Genomic DNA, 23,078 nt, shown 5'->3' on the forward strand with positions numbered 1-23,078 from the left:
CCTCACCTTCGCTCGCCACGTTTTCACACAGCCTCAAATAGCCCCATGTTATGATCTGCGCTTTATTTTCAATGGGAATTCAGCGCCATGGCCAAAGCCAAAACCGCGTATGTTTGTAATGACTGCGGCTCCGACTACGCCAAGTGGCAAGGCCAGTGCAGCGACTGTGGCGCCTGGAACACACTCAGTGAAGTTCGCCTGGGCAGCGCCCCCAGCGCCGCTCGAGAACGCTTCAGCGGTTATGACGGCGGCGCCGGCCAACAGGGTAAGGTACAGAAGCTGGCCGAGGTCGACCTGGCCGATCTGCCCCGTTTCAGCACCGAGAACAGCGAGCTGGATCGGGTGCTTGGTGGCGGTCTGGTTCCAGGCTCGGCGATTCTGATCGGCGGTCATCCCGGCGCCGGCAAGAGTACCCTGCTGTTGCAGGTTCTGTGCGAGCTCGCCAACCAATACGAAGCGCTCTACGTCACCGGTGAAGAATCGCTGCAACAGGTGGCCCTGCGGGCCAAGCGGCTCGGCCTGCCGACCGACAAACTCAACATGCTGTCGGAGACCTCGGTCGAGCAACTGGTGCAGATCGCCCAGCAACATCAGCCCAAGGTGATGGTGATCGACTCGATTCAGGTGATGCACATGGCTGATGTGCAATCCGCGCCCGGAAGCGTATCTCAGGTGCGCGAGAGCGCTGCTTACCTGACCCGCTTCGCCAAGCAAACCCATACGGTGCTGTTCCTGGTCGGCCATGTCACCAAGGACGGCTCCCTGGCCGGCCCCAAGGTGCTCGAGCATATGATCGACTGCTCGCTGCTGCTCGAAGGTGGTCACGACAGTCGTTTCCGCACCCTACGCGGTCAGAAGAACCGTTTCGGCGCGGTCAACGAGCTGGGCGTGTTCGCGATGATGGAGTCGGGCCTGAAAGAGGTCAAAAACCCCAGCGCGATCTTCCTCAACCGCACCCAGGAAGCCAGTGCCGGCTCGCTGGTGATGGTGGTCTGGGAAGGAACCCGGCCGATGCTGGTGGAAATTCAGGCGCTGGTCGACGAGTCCCACCTCAACAACCCCCGTCGCATCGCGGTCGGGCTGGATCAGAACCGGCTCGGCATGCTACTGGCGGTGCTACACCGCCATGGCGGCCTACACACCGGCGATCAGGACGTATTCGTCAACGTGGTGGGCGGTGTGCGAGTCGCCGAAACCAGTGCCGACCTAGCGCTGCTATTGGCGGTGGTCTCCAGTTTCCGCGATCAAACCCTGCCGCAGAACCTGGTGGTGTTCGGGGAAGTTGGGCTGGCGGGTGAGATCCGTCCGGTACTCAGCGGCCAGGAGCGAATCCGTGAAGCCGCCAAACACGGCTTTCAACGGGCTATCGTCCCGAAAGGTAACCTGCCCAAGGACAAGATCGAGGGGATGGAAGTGATCGGGGTGGAGAAACTCTCGGAAGCGCTGGAGGCGATCTGAATCGCCACCGGCCTTGCATCGCGTTATTGGGCTGCGATCAGGTGGTCCAGCTCGCGCTCCAACAGGCTGTCGTCGCCTAGGTTCAGCTCCACCAAACGACGCAGGTGGGTAATGCTGTCCAGATCGATCGCACCACAAGCGCAGCCGAGGTACTCAGCATCGACACGCTTTAGCACCACCGGCAGCACCAGCTGTACATCACTATCCAGCCAGCACTCAACCATCAGCTCTGCTCCCGCTTGGGCTTCAAACCCCGCCGGATGGCTCAGCAGTACCCCCTTGAGCGAGATATCCTTGATCTCGACCATCCAACGCTGATCTCCGTGCCGGAGCTCGGCTTCGGCATCAAAGGCGATTCGGGTAAAACGACGACGCTCTTGGCTCTGTGATTGGCCTTCTTGCTGGCTCAAAGCGGCACCCCTTATCTAACGACAACTGACAGATTTTGCTCTGCAAACTATAAACCCTATCTGGAGGCGGTGCACTCGCAAAACCTGAGCCGGATCAAAAGGGGGATAAACAGTGATACCGCGTTGGGACTAGCGTTGCACCCGCAGGGTCAGTTTGCGGATCGCCTGATCCAGACCACTACCGCAGGTCGCGGTGGACTCGATGGTGAAATAGTCGATTCCGTCGACGCTAACGTTGGGGCAGGTCAGCTGCAACGTACAGCTTTGCAGCTCGGCTGGCGGCAGCTGGCTGGGCAACCCGCTGCAATCCGAGGCACTTTCCAACAGCAGGTGGCTGATCGCCATCTGGCCGCCGCTTTCAGCCAACAGGAAGGCCCTGACCGACATCAGCTCATAACCGTAAGACTCCTTGCTGCTGACCACCAGACTCGACAGCCCCACCACCACCACGGCCATGATGGTAATCACAAAGATCGCCGACATCAGCCCCAGCCCGCGCTGGAGCCTACGCGGTATCGGTTTGGGTAGTCGATTCAGAGAGAATTTACGGAGCATTTCGCAACTGCACCTCATGAACGATCGACACCCCTTCGCCACGCTCGCGCAGATCCAGATTCATCTGCACCAGAGCGTTGCGCTGCAGGGTGGCCGGAATCACGACAAAACTGCCGCTGGCGCCGTTAGCCAATAGAGCGCGCTTGGGGGTCTGCTCGTTACCGCTACCAAATCCTCCCGGTGACGGCTGGGAAGTCAGATAGTCGTAATCTCTGTAGCGGAACAACTGCGTTCCACTGAAACAGAAGCTGACCGGATCATCGACCATAAACCAGCGTTGGCTGGGTGATTCCAGCGGAAAACGGTGGGCCCGCGACAGCTGCACATCGATCTCAACGGTATCCTCTAACGCGCTCTGACTGCTGCTGACGTCGGGCGAGATACTCGACATCGCCGCCGACGTGGTTGCCAGGTTGTAGACCGAGGCTGTATTGATCGGGTAGACCGCCACCCGACCAATCGAGGGTGCTGCACCACTGCTGAACGGGATCGAACTGAAGCTGCTGGATGCACTGGTCAACGGAATCCGGGTATAGATCGAGCCTCCCAGGACCGGTACAAACTCCAGACACTGCTGATCAGCCGAAACGCGCACACTGTTGGGCAGTGCGTTACGCAACTCCCGCGAAATCCGCTCCACCACCGCACGGGCCGCCGAACCCTGGCGATCCCGCAACGCCGTACTGACATAACTGTCGGAGGTATTGACGATAAACTGCGACACCCCTACGCCCAGTACCGCCATCACCACGATCACCACCACCAGCTCGACCAGAGTAAAGCCTTGGGTCGATCGCAATCCGGCGAGGCGGCGCATCAGAAATTCCCCCGATAGACACTGAACACCAGCGGCCGCTGCCCCGGCGGTGTCACCCGAATCTGAATTCGTTTGCCGTCGGTATCACTGGCCAGGCCGATCTCGTCACCGGCATGGAAGACATCTACTTCGACCCGATAGCCGTTGTAATCCGCCCGAACAGCGCCTTGGGCATCCAATGGTGGCTGATCATCCAGATCATGGTAATCATCCACATCATCGAAGGTATTGACGCCAGCGGTGCGCTGCTCACCGGTTTCCGACCCCAACGTGGCGCTGCAGGATGCCGCTGATGCGGTGCCGCAGGGTGGCTGACCGCCGATCGGTGTCGCCTCGTCAAACCGCTTGGTCATGATCTCGTCGCTGTAGGCCTGTACCAGCTCGACCGTCTTGGTTTGCCACAGGGTATCGGCACCGAACTGGGCGCTGAACTGCAGCGATTGGGCTACCGCCACCAAGGCGATCGCCAGAATCGAGATGGTGATCACCATCTCGATCAGCGTAAAGCCCTGGAAACGACGTTCCGGGTTAGTTCTGCGTACAGACAAGCGCACTCTCCGCCAGGTAGGCAAAACCGGCCAGGGTGATACAGACAATATCACCGCCGCTGTTAAAGGATAGGTTGGAGCTGATTCCCCCAGCCAAGTTACCGAGGTTGTCGTAGCGGTGGCTATAGGGGGAAGCGCCGAGCGGCGAGCCAGTAGGATCGGATAGCGTGATAGAACCCGGATCGACCCGCTGCTGTTTTAGAACCAGACCGTTGGCTCGGATCTCAAACAGGTAGTCCCCACCATTGCGGGACAGTTGCAACTCAATCGTCTGATCATACCGGTTCAAGGCTGCCTGCTGGGCTTGCCGGGCACTGCTGATCAACAGGTCCTTGACCTGTAGGGAGCGGAAGATTTGAACATCGCCAAAACGGGCTATCGCCACCGCCGACAGAATGCCGAGCAGTACGATCACAACAACCAATTCGACCATCGTAAAGCCCGCCGAACTTGATCGGCGGGCTTTTATCAAGCTCACTGCTTGTGATTAGTTACCGTCGGCGTTGACAGTAACTTCGCGGGTAGAGCTATTGTAAGTAATAGTTCGCTGACCGCCATTATCATTCGGTGTGCGGTAGGTGTAGATACATTCCGGAGAGGTACCACCAATGGTGTAATCCGAGTTAGCACCAGATACCGTGGGCGCATTGGCCTGCAGCAGATTGGTCCAGACGTCTTCACAGTCCAACACCGCAGCATTGCCCACACTCATGGCGCCACCAGACGCATTCACGTGCAAGGTGCCGTTTCCGAAGCCATCGACAGCACCACTAACCACTCCCTCTGCGATCGCTTGAGCCCGAATTAGCGCTACACCTGTTGCAAAACCGGCACCGGCACCGCTAACCGCTGCTGTATGAGCGTCTTCGGTCACATTGATAAAACGGGGCAGCGCCACCGCCGATAGGATACCCAACAGGGCAATTACCACGATCAGTTCGATAATCGTGAAACCAGACTGTTTAGCCTTCATAAATACTCCTCAAACAAGCCGTCAAAACCACTAACGGAAACGGTACTCTAGTTACTCGGTTAGTCAATCCCTGACACAAAAAATGATTCAGACTCAAGCGATTATACTCCCTAGTACAACGGGATAAACTCCAATCGCAGCGTCTGTTGATCTCGGTTATTAGGGTTATCGGCCCGGCTCCGCAACAGCTTTAACTCGAAACCGACCCGATCATCCGGCGCCTGTTCAAACCCCTGCATCGCTTCACGATAGCGGAAACGGTAAAACAGCGCCCGCTGATCGAGGTCGAAATACCAATTACCCGGCTTGGCCTGCTGCACGGCCAAACCGCTCAATTCCCCCAGATAGTTACTCGGCGGCACCATTGCGCTATCAAGCAATTCAATCGGGTTGGTGCCATCCAGATCCTCCAGCCGACGGCCCGCGCGGCCGCTGATTGCATCGCTCATGGCCAGATTGACCCCGGCCTGAAGCCAGCCCCGAACACCATTAAACGCGGCTTTCTCAGCGTCCACCACGATATTCATATACTGGCGATAGCTGGCGGTAGCGACCACCAGAATCACCAGTCCGACCACCACCAATTCCAGCAGTGAGAAGCCGCTCTGCCGTCGCTTTATACCCGGTTGCATCCTTGCTCCCTTAGCGGTTGACCGAGGAGTTGAGTTCCCACAGCGGCAGGAACACACCCAGCGCCAACACCAGCACCATGATGCCGATGGCAACGATCAGGATCGGTTCGATCGCACTGGCCAGGCCTTTCAGATCGTACTCCACCTCCTGCTCGTAGAAGTCGGCCGATTCCTCCAGCAGCTCATCAACGCCACCGGTCTCTTCGCCCACCGCCATCATTTGCAGCACCAGCGGACTGAACATATCGGCCTGCTGGGCTGTCCGGGTAAAGCTCTCACCGCGCTCGATACCGCGACGCATCCCTTGCACTTTGTCGCCTATATAACGGTTTCCCACCGCTCCGGCCACGATAGCCAAGCCCTGCTCGATCGGTATACCGGCGCGCATCACCAGCGCGAAGGTACGGCAGAAACGACCCAGGATAATGCGATAAAACAGACTGCCTACCACCGGCAATCTCAGTTTTGAACGATCCCAGCGAAAACGGCCATTATCGGTTTGGATATAGCGCAGAAAGGCCACCAGAGCGACGGTCAGGAAACCGAAGATCAGATACCAGTAGTCGATAGTGAAATTAGAAATCGAGATCAACAGCTGGGTCTGCCACGGCAGCTCCGCCCCCAAGCTCTTGAACACCCCGGCAAACGCCGGAATAACAAACAGGTTGATCACAAACATCGCGCCGACCAGCGCGATAATGACAAACAACGGATAGCGGGTGGCGGACTTGATGTTCTTACGGGTGGTGCGTTCCAGCTCCAGATGCTTGGCCACTTCAGCAAAGGCCTGATCCAGGTTACCGGTGTTCTCCCCCACATGGATCAGGCTGACATAAAGATTGGAGAAGGCCTTGGGATGTTTACTGAAGGCGCTGGACAGGCTGTGCCCCTGCTCCAGGTCATCGGCGATCGCATTGAGAATCTCGCCTAACAGCGGGTTACGCACCGACAGCGCCAGGCCACGAATAGCGCGGGTGATCGGCACGCCGGCTTTGGTCAGGCTGTACATCTGGCGGCTGAAAATTATCAGTTCATCCAGCGCTACCCGCTGCATAAACTTGGGCATGCGGATCTCGATATCACCGGACTTTTTGTCCTGCTGATCTTTGGCGCTGCCCTTAGCCGGCTCGATGGCAATCGGGGTGATATGCTTCTCCGCCAACAGGTTAGCCAGTTGAGTGGCTGAAGCGGCCTCCTGCTTGCCGGAGACCAGCTCACCGCTGGCGTTTCGGCCCTTGAAACTAAACTGGGGCATCGCTCGATCCTAGCCCTGATCCCGAATCCAGTGGTTCAAGACTCCAGCCACTGCCTGCGCTGGTTTCAGTCGGCTGCGCCGCCCGGCTCTCGGCGATATCGCTGACGATTCCCTCCATCTGCTCGGTAACGCGGAACACCTCTTCCAAGGTAGTGACGCCCTGGCGAGCATATTCCAGCGCGCTCTGGGCCAGGGTCTTGAAGCCATCGGAGTGCCGCGCGCTGTGGGCGAAAGCGGCGGTGTCGGCAGCCCGCAGCGCATCGCTCATCACATCGTCGATCTCCAACAGCTCGAAAATACCGATCCGACCGCTGTAACCGGTGTTGTTGCAGTAGGTACAGCCCTCGCCGTGGAACAGCTGTAGTTGGGCCCCTTCAACCCCCAACTCGTCCTCGAGCCAACTCTGCTCGCTATGAGTGGGGCAGTAATCCTGCTTACAGTGAACACAGATCCGCCGCACCAGCCGCTGGGCCAAGACCCCTCGCAGGGCGGTGGCCGCCATAAAGCCCTCGATACCGATATCGATCAGTCGCATCGCCGAGCTGATCGCATCGTTGGTGTGCAGGGTGGATAGCACCAAGTGACCGGTCATCGCCGCCCGCATCGCGATGGTGGCGGTTTCATGGTCACGGATCTCACCCACCAGCAGGATATCCGGATCCTGACGCAGGCTGGCCCGCAGAACCGTGGCAAAGTCCAATCCGATCTTGGGGTTGACGTTGACCTGGTTGATCCGATCGAGACGGTATTCCACCGGGTCTTCGACGGTGATGATCTTCTTGGCCGGATCGTTCAGCTCCATCAGCCCCCCGTACAGGGTGGTGGTCTTACCACTACCGGTCGGACCGGTGACCAGAATCAAGCCGTTGGGTTGGTGGATCATCCGGCGGAAGCGCGCCAAAACGTCGGCCGGCAAACCGGCCTTATCGAGCCCGATGGTGCCCGCGGACTGGTCCAGCAGACGCATCACCACCGATTCGCCGTACTGGATCGGCATGGTCGAGATCCGCACGTCGAGGTTGCGGCCCTTGACGTTGATATTGAAGCGGCCATCCTGGGGCAGGCGTTTTTCGGAGATATTCAGCTCGGCCATCAGTTTCAGGCGCAGTACCAGCGCATTGGCGACCCGGCGCTCGTTGACCACATGCTCCTGCAGTACACCATCGATCCGCTGGCGAATGCGCAGCACCTTCTCGTCCGGTTCGATATGGATATCCGAGGCACGCACCTGCACCGCGTCTTCGAAGATCTTCTGCAGCAGCTTGACCACCGGTACTTCGGAGTCATCGGTGGCGGCAATATCGGCGATATCAAACGCATCTTCGGCGATCTCTTCGTCCAGCTCGACCGCCAGGCTGGAGATCTCTTCGGTACGGCGATAGAGCAGATCCAGGGTGCTGAGCAGCTGTGCCTCCGACACCACCGCCTGTTTCAGCGATTTACCCAGCAGTCGCTGCAGCTCGTCAAACGCAAACAGATCCATCGGATCGGCCATGCCGATCAGGAAATGATCCGGGTGCTCCTTCAACACTATCGCCCGGAAGCGACGGGCGTGGGCTTCCGAAAGCCGCAGCACCTCTTTCTGGTCAAACTCGTAACGGCTCAGCTCCACCGAGGGGATATTGAGCTGCTGGGACAGGAATTCGATAAAGCGGTTTTCGGTGACCATCCCCAGCGCGATCAGGGTACGGCCGAGCTTCTGGCCGGTCTGCTTCTGCTTACCCAGTGCCTCCATCAGCTGCGGTTCGGTAATAACGCCGTTTTGAACCAGCAGGTCCCCGATCCGAATTTTCTTTCCAGTAGCCATAGTTAGAGTCTGTTCAATCGCTGGGTGACATATTTTGCCAATGCCGGTTTCAGATCGGGAATCTGAAGCACGTTCTGGTAGGCCTGACGAGCCTGCTGCGGCTGTTCGAGGGCTTCCAACGACAGTGCCAGCCCGATCCACCAGGCCGGTTCATCGGAGCGCACCCGCAGCAGTCCATGGTAGGTCTCGGCGGCCTGTTGGTGCTGGCCGTCGGCCTGCAGCGCCGCCGCCAGAATCTGGTGGTACTCGGCATCGGCATTGACCGCCGGTTGATCCGCCTGAAGCAGTCCAATAGCCGTTTTCAGCGCCTGCGCCTGCATCAACAGCCTTGCCTTGAGTTTCTTCAGTCCCACATCGGCAGGACTCAATGCCAAGCCCTGATCAACCTGTTGCTCCGCCCGGTTGAGCTGTCCGGTGCCGATCAACAGCGTTCCCAGCAGCGCCCGACTGCGATTGGCTTCGGGCTGTTCGGCCACAAAGGTCTGCAGCTGATCGATCGCCCGGCTGATCTGACGGGAGCCGATCAGAGCACGGGCCTTGGCCACCTGGGAGCGATCACGCTGCGCCGGGCTCTGGGGCTGACGTTTACTCAGCGGTGCCACGGCGATCGGCTCCGCCGGCGAAACCTCAGCCTGGTCAGCAGAGGCAACGGCATCCGTGGTTTGCCGCGGTTCTCTTGTCCGACTCGATGGCCGTACCGATTCCACCGCGGTGTTGCTCGGCTGGGCCGATTCAGAGCTCGGTTCAGACGTCGTCGCGATCGGGGCTGGCTTGGGCGGTATCGGCGCGCGGCTGACCATCACCAGCAGACGATATCCTCCCTCGCTTGAGGCGATCGGCTGGGCACTGACCTCGAACTGGGCTTGGGTTCGACTATCCAGCTGCAGTGACAGCTGATCGCCCTGATGCAACTGGGCCCGCAGCCACTCGACCGGCGATGCCGCCAGCACGGAATCCGTCGTTGAGGCGGCAGGCAGATCAATCCGGCCCAGCTGCAACTGCAGACTACGCTCGGTACTTAGCTGGACCTGCTGTCGCGGCGCCTGATTCAGCTCCAACGCCAGTCGAACACGATTCTCCTCGGCCAGCCAACTGGACCTCAGCAGGCGCACCGGTTGTGGTTGATCCGGCGTGGCCACCGGATCAGCCTGAACAGGGGTATGGACTGACGCCGAAGCGGGTTCAGATTTCGATTCAGGTTGGGGTTCAGCTTGCGGCTCAGCCTGGGGTTCAGGCGCTGCGAGCTGAGGCGCCGGTTGCTGCGGCTTAACCGCCTGAGACGGCGTATCGGTTACCGTGCTCGGCAGCGCATCACGCCAGAGCTGCGGGTTGTCGTAGAGCCATAAACCCAGCACGGCCAGTCCCACCGCCAGGCACAGCAGTATCAGCGGCAGCCAGCGGGTCTTCGGCTGGGACTGGGTCAGGGTCGGTGCCGGAGCAATGGATGCACCGCCAGCGGAGCCCTCACCTGGTTGCTGCCGGCGCTGATCGAGATCGCGCAGCATATCATTGACCAGGCTCACAGCAGGCCTCCCAGCACCAGCCCGGCGGACAGGCCAACAGCCAGCATCGCCAAGCCCGCCAACCACAGCCTCGGCTTGGTGCTATTCTGGAGTCTCACCCCTTCGGTATCATCCACCGCGGTGACGACCTGGGCGGCACTGACGCGCCGGTCACCCTTGCCGTAGGCCACCATCAGCGCCTTATGGGCCAGGATATTGATCAATCTCGGAGTTCCTGCCGACGCCTGCCAGAGTTTCTTCACCGCCTGGGCCTCGAACAGCGGCACACCGTTGTAGCCGGCCAGGGTCAAGCGGTGATGCAGATACTGACCGGTACCTTCCAGGTCTAAATGACGCAGCCGGTAAGAGAAGGTGATCCGCTGCAGCAACTGACGCAACGAGCTTTGCCCCAGCAGTTCATCCAGCTCCGGCTGGCCGAACAACACCACCTGAAACAGCTTGGTGGTCTCGGTTTCCAGGTTGGTCAGCAGTCGCAGCGCTTCGATGGTTTTTTCCGGCATCGCCTGCGCTTCATCGACGATCAGCACCACCCGTTTGCCCTCGGCGACCAGCTCCACCAGCCGCTGGTTGATCCGCTCGAGCAGATCGAAGCTCCCCTTCAGGGTATCCAGCTCCAGTCCCAGCTCACGGGCAAAGGCCATCCGGAAGCCATCCGCACTGAGATAAGGGTTGGGGATGTAGGCGCTGATGCAGTCCTCGTCCAGTGCATTCAGGACCTTGCGGCACAGCAGGGTTTTGCCGGTGCCGACTTCACCGACGATTTTGACAAACCGTCACCGTTCTCCAATGCCACCAGAATCAGGTTCAGCGCTTCCTGGTGGGTCGGCAAATTCAAAAAATAATGTGTGTTCGGAGTCAGCGTGAACGGCAGTTCATTCAGTCCGAAAAATTGCTGGTACATGCGCTTGATCGCCTATCTGCGCCGGGCCTGCAAGCAGGCCCTAAGCTCACAACCCTTCTCGGTGATACAGGTTGTTAAAGTTATCCAGGCTCTGCTGCAGGTTGTTGCGCCAGGCCTCGGTGCCCGCAATGGTGGGCTTGAGCAGGATTACCAGCTCGCTCTTCTGGGTCCCCTGCTTCTCCTGCCGGAACAGGCTACCGACCCCGTCGATATCTCCCAGAACCGGGGTCTTGGCCGAACGGTCATCGCTGACGGTCTGCATCAGGCCGCCGATCACAATCACCTGGCCACTGCTGGCCCGCACCACGCTATCGGACTCGCGGATGGTGCTCTGCGCCAGCGGCAGTTGGAAGGTGTCGGTGCCGACGACGATATTTTTCTGCTGATCGGTCACTTCACTGATCGACGGATGGATATGCAGAATAATCTCACCGCTGTCGCTCAGCTGCGGCGTCACATCCAAGGCGATACCGGAGAAAAACGGCGTCAGCTCGATATCCGGCGTGGTGGTGGTGGCCGTGCCGGTCGTGGTGGTGGTGCTGATATCGGTGACGAAAAACTCGTCGGTACCGACCTTGATCACCGCCTTCTGGTTGTTCAATGTCGCCACCCGGGGACTCGACAGCACCTGCACCTGGCCCTGGCGCTCCAACAGCTCGATCATCGCGTTGAAGTCGGTGAAGTTGAAGTTGATCCCGAACACGCCGTCGATATTATCGGGGTTGGTCACCGTTTCTGCGGATGGCCCGATGGTGATATTGCCGCTGCTCTCGCTGCTGTTGCGGATCACCCCCTGCCAGTCAACCCCGGCCTGAAAGCCGCTGCTGAGACGGACCTCAAGGATCTTGGCTTCCAGAATCACCTGCCGTTGCAGGGTCAGTTGCGCCTGCTGCAGATAATCGGCCACGGTCTCCAGTTCACTGGGCAGCGCCTTGACCACAACCATCCCCGCCTGGGGCGAAATCACCACCGAACGCCCCTCGCCATCGCCGATAATGGCGCTGAGGGTCTGCTGCACCTGGCCCCAGAAGTTGGTGCTGGTTTTGGTGTTGATCCGGGTACCGACGATCCGCTCCGAAGCATTGTCTTCACCGCTCTGACTGACCGCACCGGCACTGACCTGAATATCGGAATCGCCCTGGCGGTTGACGTTCAGATAGTCGATCTGGAACATCGCCGTTTCCAGCCGCGCCGGTATCACCTGATAGAGATTGCCCTGGCGCTTGTATTCGTAGCCGTACACCTCACGAACGGTCTGCATCACCTCTTCGACGCTGACGTTCTTGAGCTCCAGCGAAATGCGACCGCCGATGCCCTCGCTGACCACCATGTTGTAGGGGGTATCGCGAACCAGATCCATAAAGAAACTGCGGGCGTCCAGATTCTGGGCGCTCAGATCAAAGCGTACCGCCTCGCCGTCATCCAAGCCCTGCAGCTGCAACGGCGGCAGCAGCGCCTGCATCACGTCGGCCGGGGGCGTCTGCAACTGCGCTTCGAGTTTACGGTTGTCTTCCAGCGCCTGCTCCAGCGCCAGCACACCATCCTGCTGGGCCGAGGCTCCGGTGGTGGGTTGCCAGCTCTGACAACCGCTCAAAACCAGCGCGATTCCGACAATACCTGCGGTTAAACCCCTCATTTACTTACTGTCCCGAATATTCTTCTTAATCGTCGTCGACGCGCCCAGTCGCAACTGAACCCGCTGTCCCCCCTGCCGCAGAACCACCGTTCCCGGCTTGATCGACGTCACTGTCGCACCTTTAATCCGTTGCCCGACGCGCACCGATACGCCGTTCACCACCGCGCGGGCTTCACCGTTGCCGATCCGAATCGACTGCACTTTCCAGCGCTGTGCCGGTAAAACCTGACCGGCTTCGGCGCTCACGCTGCTGGGTGGCCGGGTCGGATCAACCGCCGCCTGCACCGAGGTTAGCGGCAACAACCCCAACAACAGCACCCCAATGCACCAATGGCGTCGTTCAAACACCTAACCACTCCTTCGTTGTACTGAGGGTGTAGAGCTTCAGCTGCAACGTCGCCTTCGGATAGTTATCCACCTGATAATCCAGGCTGTCCCAGAACAGGGAGCTTTCCGCCCCTTCCAGCGCCTTCAAAAAACGCTGTATCTGGAAGAAACCGCCTTCGAGCTGTAACGCCAGATCATGCCGATAGAGCAACGTTTGAGTCACCTCATTGTTGGTTGAGGTGGCTTCAGAACCCGGAGCCGTCAGATTGACCGGTTGCGGTGCCTCCTTACGCGCTTCAAGCAACCGGATACCGGGCTGACGCGCCAGAATCTGCTGCAACAGATCGATCATCTGATCCGGCGGCACCAGCGTCGCGGTGCGCTGCTTGAGCTCCTCACCGCGTTGGGCCAGTAGTCGCTGAAGCCGATCGATCTCTTCCTGCAACGCTTGGTTCGGATCCTCGGTCTTGATCGCCTTCACCAGTTGCAGATCAACCTGGGCCTCGGCCAACTCGATCTTCAGCTTGTCAGCCTTCAACACCAGCGTCAGTTGTTCCTTCTGGGCCGGTTCGATCAGGTAGGTGAACCCGGGCAACGCCACAGCCACCACCAGGGTGACCAGAATCAGCAATCGCTCCCGTAGTGACAGGGCATCAAACTTGGCCGCCCAGGCGCGCAGTTTATCCATCGGCCTGACCTCCGACGCGCGTGCCGCTGACCTTGAAGCTCAACCCCCGCTGCGCTTCCCCCAGCTCGAACTGATCAAAGTGTGTGCCCCGATAAGCCGGCGCATTACCCAGCTTTTTCAGGTACTTGGGCACCAACTCGGCATGGCCGGTATAGCCCTGCAGCGATACCCGACGACCGTTGTCACTGGTTTGAATCCGGCTAAGCCAAACGCCCTCCAGTGCCTGCTCGGACAGACCGGTCAGCAGACTCGAGAACAACCCCTGTTGCTGCGGCGCCAGCCGGGCCAACAGCTCGCCAAAACGCCGCTGTTGATCCAGTTGCTGTTTCAGCCTGTCGACCCGCTGTAGTAGCTCGGCCGACTCCGGCTTCGGCTTGTTCGCGGCACGTAGCTTGGCCTGCTGCTGTTGCAGCGTAGCCTTCTGCTGCTGCATCTGGGTCAGCTGTTGTTTCGCCTGACTACGCTTGTTCTGCTCCACAAAATTGATCGTGGTCAGCCCCAGCGTCAACACCACCAGAATCAGCAGACAGGTTGTGGCCGAGAACGGCACCTTAACCGCTTCGCGCTTCACATACAGATTGATCTGCTGCTTCATCACACCGCCTCCGGCAGGGCCGCCGCAATGGCCATCATCGCCTGACTCTGCAGCTGCGGGGTCAACGGGGTTTCACTTTCAATATGCTCACCCAAATCCAGCTGAACCAATTCGACCGCCAGGTTGTAACGCAGCTGGCCCAGCAACGGTGTCTCTCCGGGCTGTTGTGGGCATACCAGCAGGCGCAGGCAGGGGGGTTTGCCGATCTGGCTCTCGTAATAGTCAAGCGAACGCTGAATATCGAGTACCAGGCCGCTGGCACGGGATTCAATGTCATCGGCATCGGGAGACAACAACGAAGCATCGGAGTCGACTTGACGGGTTAAATAAAGTGAGTCTTCACTGACCATGCTGATCAGACTATAGGGAGACTGCAGCCCTAAAACGGCGGTTGCCAGGGTTTCTCCCTCAAACTGTTTGAGCCTGACCAGCATCAACTCAGGGATCAGCAACGTCTTCAGCGTTAATCCGGCACCATTGACCAGGGATTCGATCCGATCCGATACCGACTGCTGAATCACCGCCACGTACAGCATCCGGCTGCGACCACGGTAAGCGTCCTCGGATAGTTCAAAGTAATCCAGCACCGCATGCTCGATATCGAACGACAGCATGTCCTTGACCCGCCAACGCAGGGCCTCGGCCATCTCGGCCTCGTCAACAGCGGGAGCTTCGACCAGCAGCAGATTGTAGTCTTTCGGGCTCAATACCCAGCTGACCGGCGCCCCACTGAGCCCCAGCTGTGCGACTGCGGACTTCAGAGGCTCGGGATTATCCAGGCGACAGCCATCCAGCTGCTGGCAACGCAGCGGTTTGGGTTTGCGGTGGTCGTAATGTGCGAGCGCCAAACCCGACTCATTCAGCGCCAAGCCGACCCTTCCACGAGCCGACTTTCGGTTCGAGAATAGGCTAAACAGAGCGTTCCCCTTCTTCCTGCTATCACCCTGAAAGTAATTGCCTATTTATTAACATAGTGGCCCCCCAATTACTATAATAGCGCCAGAATATCGACACTTGAGCACCCGGATTAAGGCGTCAAAAAAGACGTATTGACTCTCCGTTCCGAGCCGTGTTTAATACGCGCCTTCAATGCGTTGCCCGGATAGCTCAGTTGGTAGAGCAGAGGATTGAAAATCCTCGTGTCGGTGGTTCGATTCCGCCTCCGGGCACCATCTCTTATAAAGGCTTGCAAATCACGCAGGCCTTTGTTGTTTCTGGCCGCAGGCTATTCCTCGCCGAAGCTGTATGGACTGGGTTATTTCCAGCGACTCGGTGCGTACTCCATCACTTCTTGAACATTCAACTCGCGGGTTCCACCACCGGAACGTAGGTAGAACTTGGTATCTCCCGACTTTTTCAGATAGACCGGCTTCGGTGATGGCCCGATCACGACTCGGCAAACCGTCTGCCCTTCAATGTCATGGAAAATAACATTGCAGTACTGGCACATTTCGGTACCCAGTTGATTAGTGATGGCGGTCATTAAGAATTGTTCGAAACCATCGGTATCTTTGCGTCTGAGGGTGTCAAAATCCTTTTCCAGTCCCAAGATGTTGGAATCATCGTCAACTCCGATCAACAGCGTGCCTCCGCGGCCATTTAGAAACCCGGCGATGGACTTCAGAATGACGAACTCAAGCTCTTTGTTGGCAGCATTTTTGCGATAGTCCCAGCGCATTGAGGACTTGAATTCCAGCTCGGCACTTTCACCCTGACCGATAAGCCTTTCGATATCCTTGGCCAAGGCTTGGCTAAGCTGTTGAACCTGCGCCAATTGCCGATGAAATCGTGAATAGATCAAGGCGCTGCCCAACCCTAATAGGGCGCCGATCAAGGCATAGAAGAGCGTTTTTAACGGGGTCTCGCCTTTTAGAGCGGACAACAGCTGGTCACCGGCGAACGCAAAACCGGAGGAATGAGTCATCTTGAACTCGTGATAGAACACAAATTCGTTGACGGGAAACAGAATCAACACGCCGACGCTGGCTCCGACCAGGGCGGCGCCGAGATACATGATCAGCAGTGAACGATGGTTGAGCATGGCGATGACGCATCCTTGGTCGAGATAACAGCATCAATTGTAGGGGGCTGTTTGACCGATGCAACCGATTCGCCGATACCTGAACTCGCACGGATGGGTGGACTAGAACAGGCTTTCGACCCGATTTCGACCGGTCTGCTTGGCTTTGTAGAGGACTTGGTCGGCCCGGTCGAGCAGGCTGCGTTCGTCATCACCTTCGCGATAGATAGCGGCGCCGAGGCTGATGGTAAGGCACTGCCCATCGAAGCGGCGGCCAAGAAATTTTCCGATCTTTTCGACCGAGTGGCGCAACCGCTCGCAGTAGTTGAGCGCCTGTTCCGGGGTCACCCCAGGTAGAATGGCGCAAAACTCTTCGCCGCCGTAACGTCCCACAAAATTGCCTTCGCGGGTTCCCTGCCGCAGCACCTTGCCGACCAGCTTCAATACCGCATCGCCGGTGGCATGACCAAAGGTGTCGTTGAATTTCTTGAAGAAGTCGATATCGATCATGGCCACGGCAAGCGCTTGATTGGTCTGCTCCGCCTGGCGCAGTTCCTGAGCCAGCACCCGATCGATCATGGCGCGGTTTGGCAGTCCGGTTAAGCCGTCGCGCTCCGCCTTATCGCAGGAGTCGGCCAGTTGTTTGGCATGCTCCAACGCGATGCCAAGTTCCTGCCCGACCCTGACCAAAATATCGACCAGATCCTCGGCCAGGGTGGTCCCGCTGTCATGGGCCAGGGCCAGCATTCCAACCACATGGTGTTTGCCGGTAACCGGCACCAGCGTCAGCGCCTCCGACTGCAGTGTCGAAAGCAACTGCTGTTCGTCGTCACTCTCCCCGGACAGCGTACCAACCTTGCCCTCCCTGAGGATACCGAGCATGGCGTCACTGCTGTTGAGGTTGATCCCAAGTTGGTGTTGTCGCGTTCCCGGCTCGCCGGCGACGCAGACGTTCTGCAGCATCAACTGCCGCTCCCCGCTATTGACCAACAACAGTCCAATCTGCGGCAGCTTCAGTTCGGCAACCAGTTCACGGAGTGTGGAATTAATGATCTCGGTGCGATCGAGAGAGCGGTGCGGAATCAGCATCAACCCGTGCGCTTCCACCGGCCCGGACTCGCGTTCGGCCTGATCAGCACTGAATCCGGTACTCTGGCCATTGCTCATCGCCAGATCGATGTTAAGCCGCAACAGACTCACCCGCAGCTCCGAGGGCTGCGGTAATTGAAAATGGTAGATCTCCGCCGCCGCCCGGATCTCCTTATCCATGTGGGTGACGAGCCGATCCAGATTCAGCTTTCTGATATCGATAATCTGCTGGATATAGGGGGGAAGGAGCATGGAGCGGGGCTTCATCACCGATCCAAAGCCGTGACTCCAGGCGATAAAGTCGGCCAGTGCGACGATGGCCACCAGGTTGGTGGACTGTCGATCCAGATCGGCCGGAACCATTCGATGGTGGAACAGGATCGCATTGACCAGCGTCTCGGGCAGCGCGCTGTGGCTGGCATAGAGTGCCCCGATCACATCGTGGCTTGCGCCGAGAATGCGTTGCTCCTCTTCCAGGGCCACGCCGGGCTGATCATCGATGTATTCCAGAAACTCGCTGTAGCTGATCTTACCGTGCTGTTCGAGCAGCGACTTGCCGATATCGTGCAGCAGCCCCGCCACATAGGCCTCTTCAGGATCAACCAGCTGGGTCTCATCGGCCAGCTTCTTGGCGATGATCGCGACCGCCAACGAATGGCGCCAGAAGAACAACTGATCAAACAGGGAGCCATGGCTTCGTTTGACCAGTTTCTGATGGATCGTCAGATTAAGCGCCAGCCGTCGGACCTCGTTAAAGCCGAGTACGATGATGCTCTCGCGCACGGTGGAGATCTGGCGTTGAAAGCTGTAGTAGGAGCTGTTGGCAATCCGTAACAGACGGGCCGTGATGGCGGGATCCGTCTCCACCACCTGGACCAGATCGCCAATACTGCCGCTTTGATCCTTGGTCAGTTCCAACAACCGGGTCACGATGGCCGGAAATGGCGGCAGATCGATCAGCTCGGTCTTCAGTACAGAAGAGAGCTGATCTTCATCGGGGAGGTATGGTTGCTCATCCATTAACGAAATACCTGCAACTCAGCCAGTTCAAGGTTCCAATACTTAGACGCTGTGAGCTATTAAAGTAGCAACATCCTGAAATGAAGTTGCTAAGAGATCGGCGGTGGTCGGCGTTTCTATGATGTACATCATAATTGGAGCAGCACAGAAGCGACTTTGACGGCTGTAATCCAAGCGCCGAGACCAGTCTGACCCATTCCGCCGGTCGAGGTTCACCTTCGGTTTCTGCAATCTCAAGGCGCTCGAAGGTGTCACTCTCCAGCCGCTCAGTGTCGATCAGCCACTATACTTGACCACGAAAGCCGCTTCGTCAGGGACAGACCGGTGTACGGGTGACTATTTTCCCGAATATTTAAACGCCGTCGCGCTACGCTTTACTTCAGCCAGGCCGGAGCCTGTTGAGGAATGATCGCCAATCAAGGCGCTGGGTTCGTCCAGACGTATGAACATACGAATTCGTTATATTTTGTTTGCTGCCTTCACGCTGGTCTCCCTGGTACCGGTGTTGTTCCTGACCTACTGGGTGCAGAACTCCGCCCTGGAGAAGGAGATTAACGCCGTCAGTGAGAAGCATCTGCTGCTGGCGCAGAACCTGACCGGCGCGTTATCGCGCTATGTCACCGACGTCAGTGAAAGCTTCCGGCTCTCCACCGATGTTCTGAGCAAGCAGGCCTCCCTTCCCCAACATCTGGACGAGCTGCTGGCCAGCATGGATATCCGGGTTATGGCGGGCCTTAACTCGAAGGCAAAATCCGTCGAGCTGATCGTTGGTGATAAAAACGCGCTCCCCGCCGAGCCGTTCTCAAACCTTGCAGCCGACCTGGATAGGGCCACCGACGCCGGTCCCGACAGCATCCTGTTCAGCGGGATCAAGCGGAGTGCCAACGGCGAGCCGATGCTCTATCTGCTCCATCGCCGGGCAGATAACCAAGGTTTTTATATTGCCGGGCTGGCAACAGACTTCATTATCGAGGTGCAGCAGAAAGTCTCCTTCGGCCGCAAGGGCCATGCCGCCATCGTCGATGCTGACGGGCGAGTATTGGCGCACCCCAAGCCTGACTGGCGTCTGGCCATGAAAGACATCTCGAAGGTTTCCGCGGTCCAGCTGATGATGGCCGGTGAAACCGGTGTCACCACCTTCCACTCTCCGGCCATGAAGGCGGATATGATCGCCGGCTACGCCCCGGTCCCTGATGTCGGTTGGGGGGTAATGATTCCCCAGCCTTATCAAGAGCTGGTCGACAAAGCCGGCGATGTCAGGATGATCGCGCTGGCGATCTCCTCGCTGGGCGTTGCCGTGGCCGCCTTGATCAGTTGGTGGCTGGCCGGAATCATTGCAGGGCCGATCATGGCGGTGACCGAGTCCGCCCGTAAACTATCCCAGGGGGAAGAGGCCAAGGTCAGCGAAATCGAAGCCACCGGGGCGAAAGAGCTGAAGCAGTTGACCGCCTCCTTTAACCATATGGCCAAAGATGTGTTGTCGGCCAGAAAAGATCTGGAACAAAAAGTCGCCGAACGGACTCGCGAACTGACCGACGAGATCTCCCAGCGGGTCATCATCGAGAACAAGATCCGCCACCTTGCCAGCCATGACGACCTGACCGGGGTGGCCAACCGGACCCTGCTGATGGACCGGCTGCAGATGCGATTGGCGGATTCACGCCGGAGGGAGGAGCAGGCGGCGCTGCTGTTTCTGGATCTCGACCGCTTTAAGCCGGTCAATGACCGCCTGGGCCACAGTATCGGGGATCTGCTGCTCAAAGCCGTGGCAGAGCGGTTGACCGAAGCCACCCGGGAGGCCGATACCGTGGCCCGCTACGGCGGCGACGAGTTTGTTATCGTGCTCGGTCCTTACGAGAAGCTGGAACATGTCGAAGGCTTCGCCGAAAAGATCCTGCAAAGCCTGCAACAGCCGTTTCAGATCGAAAGTCACTTGATCAGTATCGGCGCCAGTATCGGTATCGCCGTTGCCGACACCCAGACCAATACACCGGAATCACTGCTGCATAAAGCGGATCATGCGATGTACAAGGCCAAACAGGCCGGTCGTAACCGCATCGCCTTTGCAGGCCACGACTACGCGGGACTCTCCGCCGGTGAGGGTTATCCCAACGCCTGATTATCATCCCTCCACAACAGCTTCGTGGGGTTGCGACGACCCGCGATAACCGCTGCTCTTGAAGGAAAAACTAAAGCTAGGATACGGCCCGGCTGCTACTATCGAGCAGTCCCACGCCACAGCCACAAGGAACTCCTGTGCAACCGATCATCACCATCGAAGGACTGGGGAAGACCTACCCCAACGGTTTCCGCGCCCTGAACTCGGTCGACCTGCAGATTCAACAGGGCGAAATTCTGGCGCTGCTGGGGCCCAATGGCGCCGGCAAGACCACCCTGATCAGCACCATCTGCGGTATCGTCAATCCGACCCAGGGCCAGGTCAAAGTTGGCGGTTACGATATCCTGCGTGACTATCGCAATGCCCGGCAACTGATCGGCCTGGTTCCCCAGGAGCTGTCGACCGATGCCTTCGAAAGCGTCTGGGCCACGGTCAGCTTCAGCCGCGGTCTGTTCGGCAAGGCCCCTAACCCCGACTATATCGAGCAACTGTTGCGGCAGCTGTCACTGTGGGACAAGAAGGACGCCAAGATCCGCGAACTGTCGGGCGGAATGAAGCGCCGGGTGATGATCGCCAAGGCGCTGTCCCACGAGCCGGAGATCCTGTTTCTGGATGAGCCCACCGCCGGGGTCGATGTCGAGCTGCGCAAGGACATGTGGCAGATGGTCCGGCAGCTACGCGAGCGCGGCGTCACCATCATTCTGACCACCCACTACATCGAAGAGGCCGAGGAGATGGCCGATCGGATCGGCGTGATCGACCACGGCGAGCTGATGCTGGTGGAGCAGAAAACCCAACTGATGGCCAAACTGGGCCAGAAGCAGCTACGGCTGCATCTGCAAACCCCGCTGGAGCAACTGCCGGAGCAGCTCGATGGCTTCTCACTGGAGCTGTGCGAGCAGGGCAGCATGCTGCTGTACAACTACGACAGCCAACAACCGAGCCACATCGCCGAGCTGCTACCGCTGCTGGCACAACAGGGCATCGAGGTGAAGGATCTGCACACCCACGAGAGCTCGCTAGAGGAGATCTTCGTCGGTCTGGTGAAGGGAGAGAAGCAATGAATTTCTACGGTATTCGGGCGATCTATCGGTTCGAGATGGCACGGACCTGGCGCACCCTGATGCAGAGTATCGCCTCGCCGGTGCTATCGACCTCGCTCTATTTCATTGTCTTCGGCACCGCCATCGGCTCGCGGATGGGCGAGATCGACGGCATCAGCTACGGCGCCTTTATCATTCCCGGGCTGGTGATGCTGTCGTTGCTGAGCGAGAGTATCTCCAACGCCTCGTTCGGGATCTTCTTTCCGAAGTTTTCCGGCACCATCTACGAGGTGCTGTCGGCGCCGGTATCACCGTTCGAGATCGTCACCGGCTATGTCGGCGCGGCGGCAACCAAGTCGATCCTGCTGGGGCTGTTGATTCTGGCCACCGCACGGATCTTCGTCGATTACAGCATCGTCCATCCATTCTGGATGCTGGCCTTTCTGGTGCTGACCGCCGTCACCTTCAGTCTGTTCGGCTTCATCATCGGCATCTGGGCCGACGACTTCCAGAAACTGCAGGTGATCCCGCTGATGGTGATCACCCCGCTGACCTTCCTCGGCGGCGCCTTCTACTCGATCAACATGCTGCCCGAACCCTGGCAGACGCTGACGCTGTTTAACCCGGTGGTCTACCTGATCAGCGGCTTCCGCTGGGCCTTCTACGGCATCGCCGATATCCATGTCGGTATCAGCCTGTCGATGACGGCGCTGTTTATGCTGATCTGCCTGGCCGTGGTGGCCTGGATCTTCCGCTCCGGCTACCGAATTCGCAGCTGATGAGTCATCGGGACTGGGGGCTGGCCCTGCTGGTGGTGCTGGCCTGGGGGATCAACTTTGTCGTGATCAAGTGGGGCCTGGATGAGCTGCCGCCGATGCTACTGGGCGCGCTACGTTTCGCCCTGGTGGCGTTTCCGGCGATTCTGTTTATCCGACCGCCCAAGCTGCCGCTGAAGTGGTTGCTGGCCTATGGCCTGACCATCAGCTTCGGTCAGTTCGCGCTGCTGTTCAGCGCCATGCACCTGGGCATGCCCGCCGGACTGGCCTCGCTGGTGCTGCAATCACAGGCGATCTTCACGCTGTTTTTCGCGCTGCTGTTTCTGGGCGAGCGCTGGCAGGCCCAGCAAGTGGTGGCGTTGCTGGTGGCCGGTATCGGGCTGGTGATACTGGCGCTGCAGAGCGGCTCCGGCAATATGACCCTGATCGGCTTTACCCTGACCCTGGCCGCCGCAGCCTGCTGGGGGATGGGCAACATCATCAACCGCAAGATCGGCCAGCTCGGCTCGGTTAACCTGTTGAGCCTGGTGGCCTGGAGTGCGCTGATCCCGCCGATCCCGTTTCTACTGCTGTCCTACTGGTTCGAAGGGCCACAACTGATCAGCCAGAGCCTGGCCAATATGGGGATAAAGTCGGTGCTGGCGGTGATCTATCTGGCGGCTGTGGCGACGCTGTTCGGTTACAGCAGCTGGGCCTATCTGCTCAAGCATCACCCGGCTTCCCAAGTGGCCCCGTTGACGCTATTGGTACCGGTGGTAGGACTGATCAGCGCCTGGCTATTGCTGGGTGAGACCCTCAACCTGATTAAGGCTGCTGGAATCGCCCTGATCATGACCGGGCTGCTGATCAATGTGTTCGGCCGTCGGCTGCTTAATTGGTAAGAGCA

24 protein-coding genes and 1 tRNA gene are annotated in these 23,078 nt (G+C 58.7%); 6 read left to right on the plus strand and 19 right to left on the minus strand.

Annotation, left to right across the window (positions count from 1 at the left end):
• The first annotated feature begins 87 nt into the window (after positions 1-87).
• Entirely contained in the window at positions 88-1,458 is a 1,371-nt protein-coding gene (gene radA / locus ACO05M_RS03120; protein WP_421867633.1) for a DNA repair protein RadA, read from the plus strand.
• 23 nt (positions 1,459-1,481) lie between these two features.
• Here the strand turns inward: radA and ACO05M_RS03125 are convergent, their stop codons facing one another.
• The 17 genes from ACO05M_RS03125 to ACO05M_RS03205 all read right to left on the minus strand — a co-directional run bounded on the left by ACO05M_RS03125 (position 1,482) and on the right by ACO05M_RS03205 (position 14,973).
• Positions 1,482-1,868 carry a PilZ domain-containing protein gene (locus ACO05M_RS03125; protein WP_421867636.1) on the minus strand — a complete coding sequence of 129 codons (387 nt, stop codon included), beginning with the start codon at positions 1,866-1,868 and terminating at the stop codon, positions 1,482-1,484.
• A 129-nt stretch (positions 1,869-1,997) separates the two neighbouring features.
• Entirely contained in the window at positions 1,998-2,423 is a 426-nt protein-coding gene (locus tag ACO05M_RS03130; RefSeq protein WP_421867639.1) for a hypothetical protein, read from the minus strand.
• Positions 2,413-3,240, minus strand: coding sequence for a prepilin-type N-terminal cleavage/methylation domain-containing protein (locus ACO05M_RS03135; RefSeq protein WP_421867641.1), 828 nt, complete (start codon positions 3,238-3,240; stop codon positions 2,413-2,415). The genes ACO05M_RS03130 and ACO05M_RS03135 overlap by 11 nt, the downstream gene beginning before the upstream one ends.
• Positions 3,240-3,788, minus strand: coding sequence for a type IV pilus modification PilV family protein (locus tag ACO05M_RS03140; protein WP_421867643.1), 549 nt, complete (start codon positions 3,786-3,788; stop codon positions 3,240-3,242). Before ACO05M_RS03140 ends, ACO05M_RS03135 begins: the two co-directional genes overlap by 1 nt.
• Positions 3,769-4,266, minus strand: coding sequence for a prepilin-type N-terminal cleavage/methylation domain-containing protein (locus tag ACO05M_RS03145; protein ID WP_421867646.1), 498 nt, complete (start codon positions 4,264-4,266; stop codon positions 3,769-3,771). Before ACO05M_RS03145 ends, ACO05M_RS03140 begins: the two co-directional genes overlap by 20 nt.
• Before the next feature lie 9 nt (positions 4,267-4,275).
• Positions 4,276-4,761, minus strand: a complete 486-nt coding sequence (locus ACO05M_RS03150; protein WP_421867649.1) for a pilus assembly FimT family protein — start codon at positions 4,759-4,761, stop codon at positions 4,276-4,278.
• 110 nt (positions 4,762-4,871) lie between these two features.
• Complete coding sequence (locus tag ACO05M_RS03155) at positions 4,872-5,393, minus strand: prepilin-type N-terminal cleavage/methylation domain-containing protein (protein ID WP_421867651.1); 522 nt, start codon at positions 5,391-5,393, stop codon at positions 4,872-4,874.
• A 10-nt stretch (positions 5,394-5,403) separates the two neighbouring features.
• The gene (locus tag ACO05M_RS03160) at positions 5,404-6,648 is read right to left on the minus strand and encodes a type II secretion system F family protein (protein WP_421867653.1); all 1,245 of its coding nucleotides are present in this window, start codon (positions 6,646-6,648) and stop codon (positions 5,404-5,406) included.
• Positions 6,635-8,455, minus strand: a complete 1,821-nt coding sequence (locus ACO05M_RS03165) for a GspE/PulE family protein (protein ID WP_421867655.1) — start codon at positions 8,453-8,455, stop codon at positions 6,635-6,637. Before ACO05M_RS03165 ends, ACO05M_RS03160 begins: the two co-directional genes overlap by 14 nt.
• Before the next feature lie 2 nt (positions 8,456-8,457).
• Positions 8,458-9,978 carry a tetratricopeptide repeat protein gene (locus ACO05M_RS03170; protein ID WP_421867658.1) on the minus strand — a complete coding sequence of 507 codons (1,521 nt, stop codon included), beginning with the start codon at positions 9,976-9,978 and terminating at the stop codon, positions 8,458-8,460.
• Positions 9,975-10,739, minus strand: coding sequence for an ExeA family protein (locus tag ACO05M_RS03175; RefSeq protein ID WP_421870641.1), 765 nt, complete (start codon positions 10,737-10,739; stop codon positions 9,975-9,977). Before ACO05M_RS03175 ends, ACO05M_RS03170 begins: the two co-directional genes overlap by 4 nt.
• Complete coding sequence (locus tag ACO05M_RS03180; protein WP_421867661.1) at positions 10,688-10,879, minus strand: hypothetical protein; 192 nt, start codon at positions 10,877-10,879, stop codon at positions 10,688-10,690. Before ACO05M_RS03180 ends, ACO05M_RS03175 begins: the two co-directional genes overlap by 52 nt.
• Positions 10,880-10,925: 46 nt before the next feature.
• Positions 10,926-12,515, minus strand: coding sequence for a pilus (MSHA type) biogenesis protein MshL (gene mshL / locus ACO05M_RS03185; protein WP_421867664.1), 1,590 nt, complete (start codon positions 12,513-12,515; stop codon positions 10,926-10,928).
• Complete coding sequence (locus ACO05M_RS03190; RefSeq protein ID WP_421867667.1) at positions 12,516-12,863, minus strand: MSHA biogenesis protein MshK; 348 nt, start codon at positions 12,861-12,863, stop codon at positions 12,516-12,518.
• On the minus strand, positions 12,856-13,530 hold the full coding sequence (locus ACO05M_RS03195; RefSeq protein WP_421867670.1) for a hypothetical protein: 675 nt from the start codon (positions 13,528-13,530) through the stop codon (positions 12,856-12,858). Before ACO05M_RS03195 ends, ACO05M_RS03190 begins: the two co-directional genes overlap by 8 nt.
• Positions 13,523-14,125, minus strand: coding sequence for a PilN domain-containing protein (locus ACO05M_RS03200; RefSeq protein ID WP_421867673.1), 603 nt, complete (start codon positions 14,123-14,125; stop codon positions 13,523-13,525). Before ACO05M_RS03200 ends, ACO05M_RS03195 begins: the two co-directional genes overlap by 8 nt.
• Positions 14,125-14,973, minus strand: a complete 849-nt coding sequence (locus tag ACO05M_RS03205) for a hypothetical protein (RefSeq protein WP_421867676.1) — start codon at positions 14,971-14,973, stop codon at positions 14,125-14,127. Before ACO05M_RS03205 ends, ACO05M_RS03200 begins: the two co-directional genes overlap by 1 nt.
• A gap of 248 nt (positions 14,974-15,221) precedes the next feature.
• Here ACO05M_RS03205 and ACO05M_RS03210 point away from each other — a divergent pair.
• Positions 15,222-15,297: transfer RNA gene (locus tag ACO05M_RS03210), tRNA-Phe, on the plus strand.
• Positions 15,298-15,380: 83 nt separating this feature from the next.
• On the opposite strand, the gene ACO05M_RS03215 is transcribed toward ACO05M_RS03210, so the two are convergent.
• Together ACO05M_RS03215 and ACO05M_RS03220 are read right to left on the minus strand one after the other, a co-directional pair.
• A complete protein-coding gene (locus tag ACO05M_RS03215) occupies positions 15,381-16,166 on the minus strand; it encodes a helix-turn-helix domain-containing protein (RefSeq protein WP_421867679.1) in 786 nt (261 codons plus the stop codon).
• 102 nt (positions 16,167-16,268) lie between these two features.
• The gene (locus ACO05M_RS03220; RefSeq protein WP_421867683.1) at positions 16,269-18,254 is read right to left on the minus strand and encodes an HDOD domain-containing protein; all 1,986 of its coding nucleotides are present in this window, start codon (positions 18,252-18,254) and stop codon (positions 16,269-16,271) included.
• Between the two features lie 442 nt (positions 18,255-18,696).
• Here ACO05M_RS03220 and ACO05M_RS03225 point away from each other — a divergent pair, with 442 nt between their 5' ends.
• From ACO05M_RS03225 to ACO05M_RS03240, 4 genes are all read left to right on the plus strand, one after another.
• Positions 18,697-20,373: a diguanylate cyclase domain-containing protein gene (locus ACO05M_RS03225; RefSeq protein ID WP_421867686.1), complete on the plus strand. Its 1,677-nt coding sequence runs from the start codon at positions 18,697-18,699 to the stop codon at positions 20,371-20,373.
• 137 nt (positions 20,374-20,510) lie between these two features.
• The gene (locus ACO05M_RS03230) at positions 20,511-21,437 is read left to right on the plus strand and encodes an ABC transporter ATP-binding protein (protein ID WP_421867689.1); all 927 of its coding nucleotides are present in this window, start codon (positions 20,511-20,513) and stop codon (positions 21,435-21,437) included.
• Positions 21,434-22,195 carry an ABC transporter permease gene (locus ACO05M_RS03235; protein WP_421867692.1) on the plus strand — a complete coding sequence of 254 codons (762 nt, stop codon included), beginning with the start codon at positions 21,434-21,436 and terminating at the stop codon, positions 22,193-22,195. The genes ACO05M_RS03230 and ACO05M_RS03235 overlap by 4 nt, the downstream gene beginning before the upstream one ends.
• A complete protein-coding gene (locus tag ACO05M_RS03240) occupies positions 22,195-23,073 on the plus strand; it encodes an EamA family transporter (protein WP_421867695.1) in 879 nt (292 codons plus the stop codon). Before ACO05M_RS03235 ends, ACO05M_RS03240 begins: the two co-directional genes overlap by 1 nt.
• Positions 23,074-23,078 lie beyond the last annotated feature (5 nt).

Origin of the sequence: Motiliproteus sp., from assembly GCF_965230735.1 — a bacterium.
In the GTDB taxonomy this organism is placed as follows: Bacteria; Pseudomonadota; Gammaproteobacteria; order Pseudomonadales; family Balneatricaceae; genus Motiliproteus.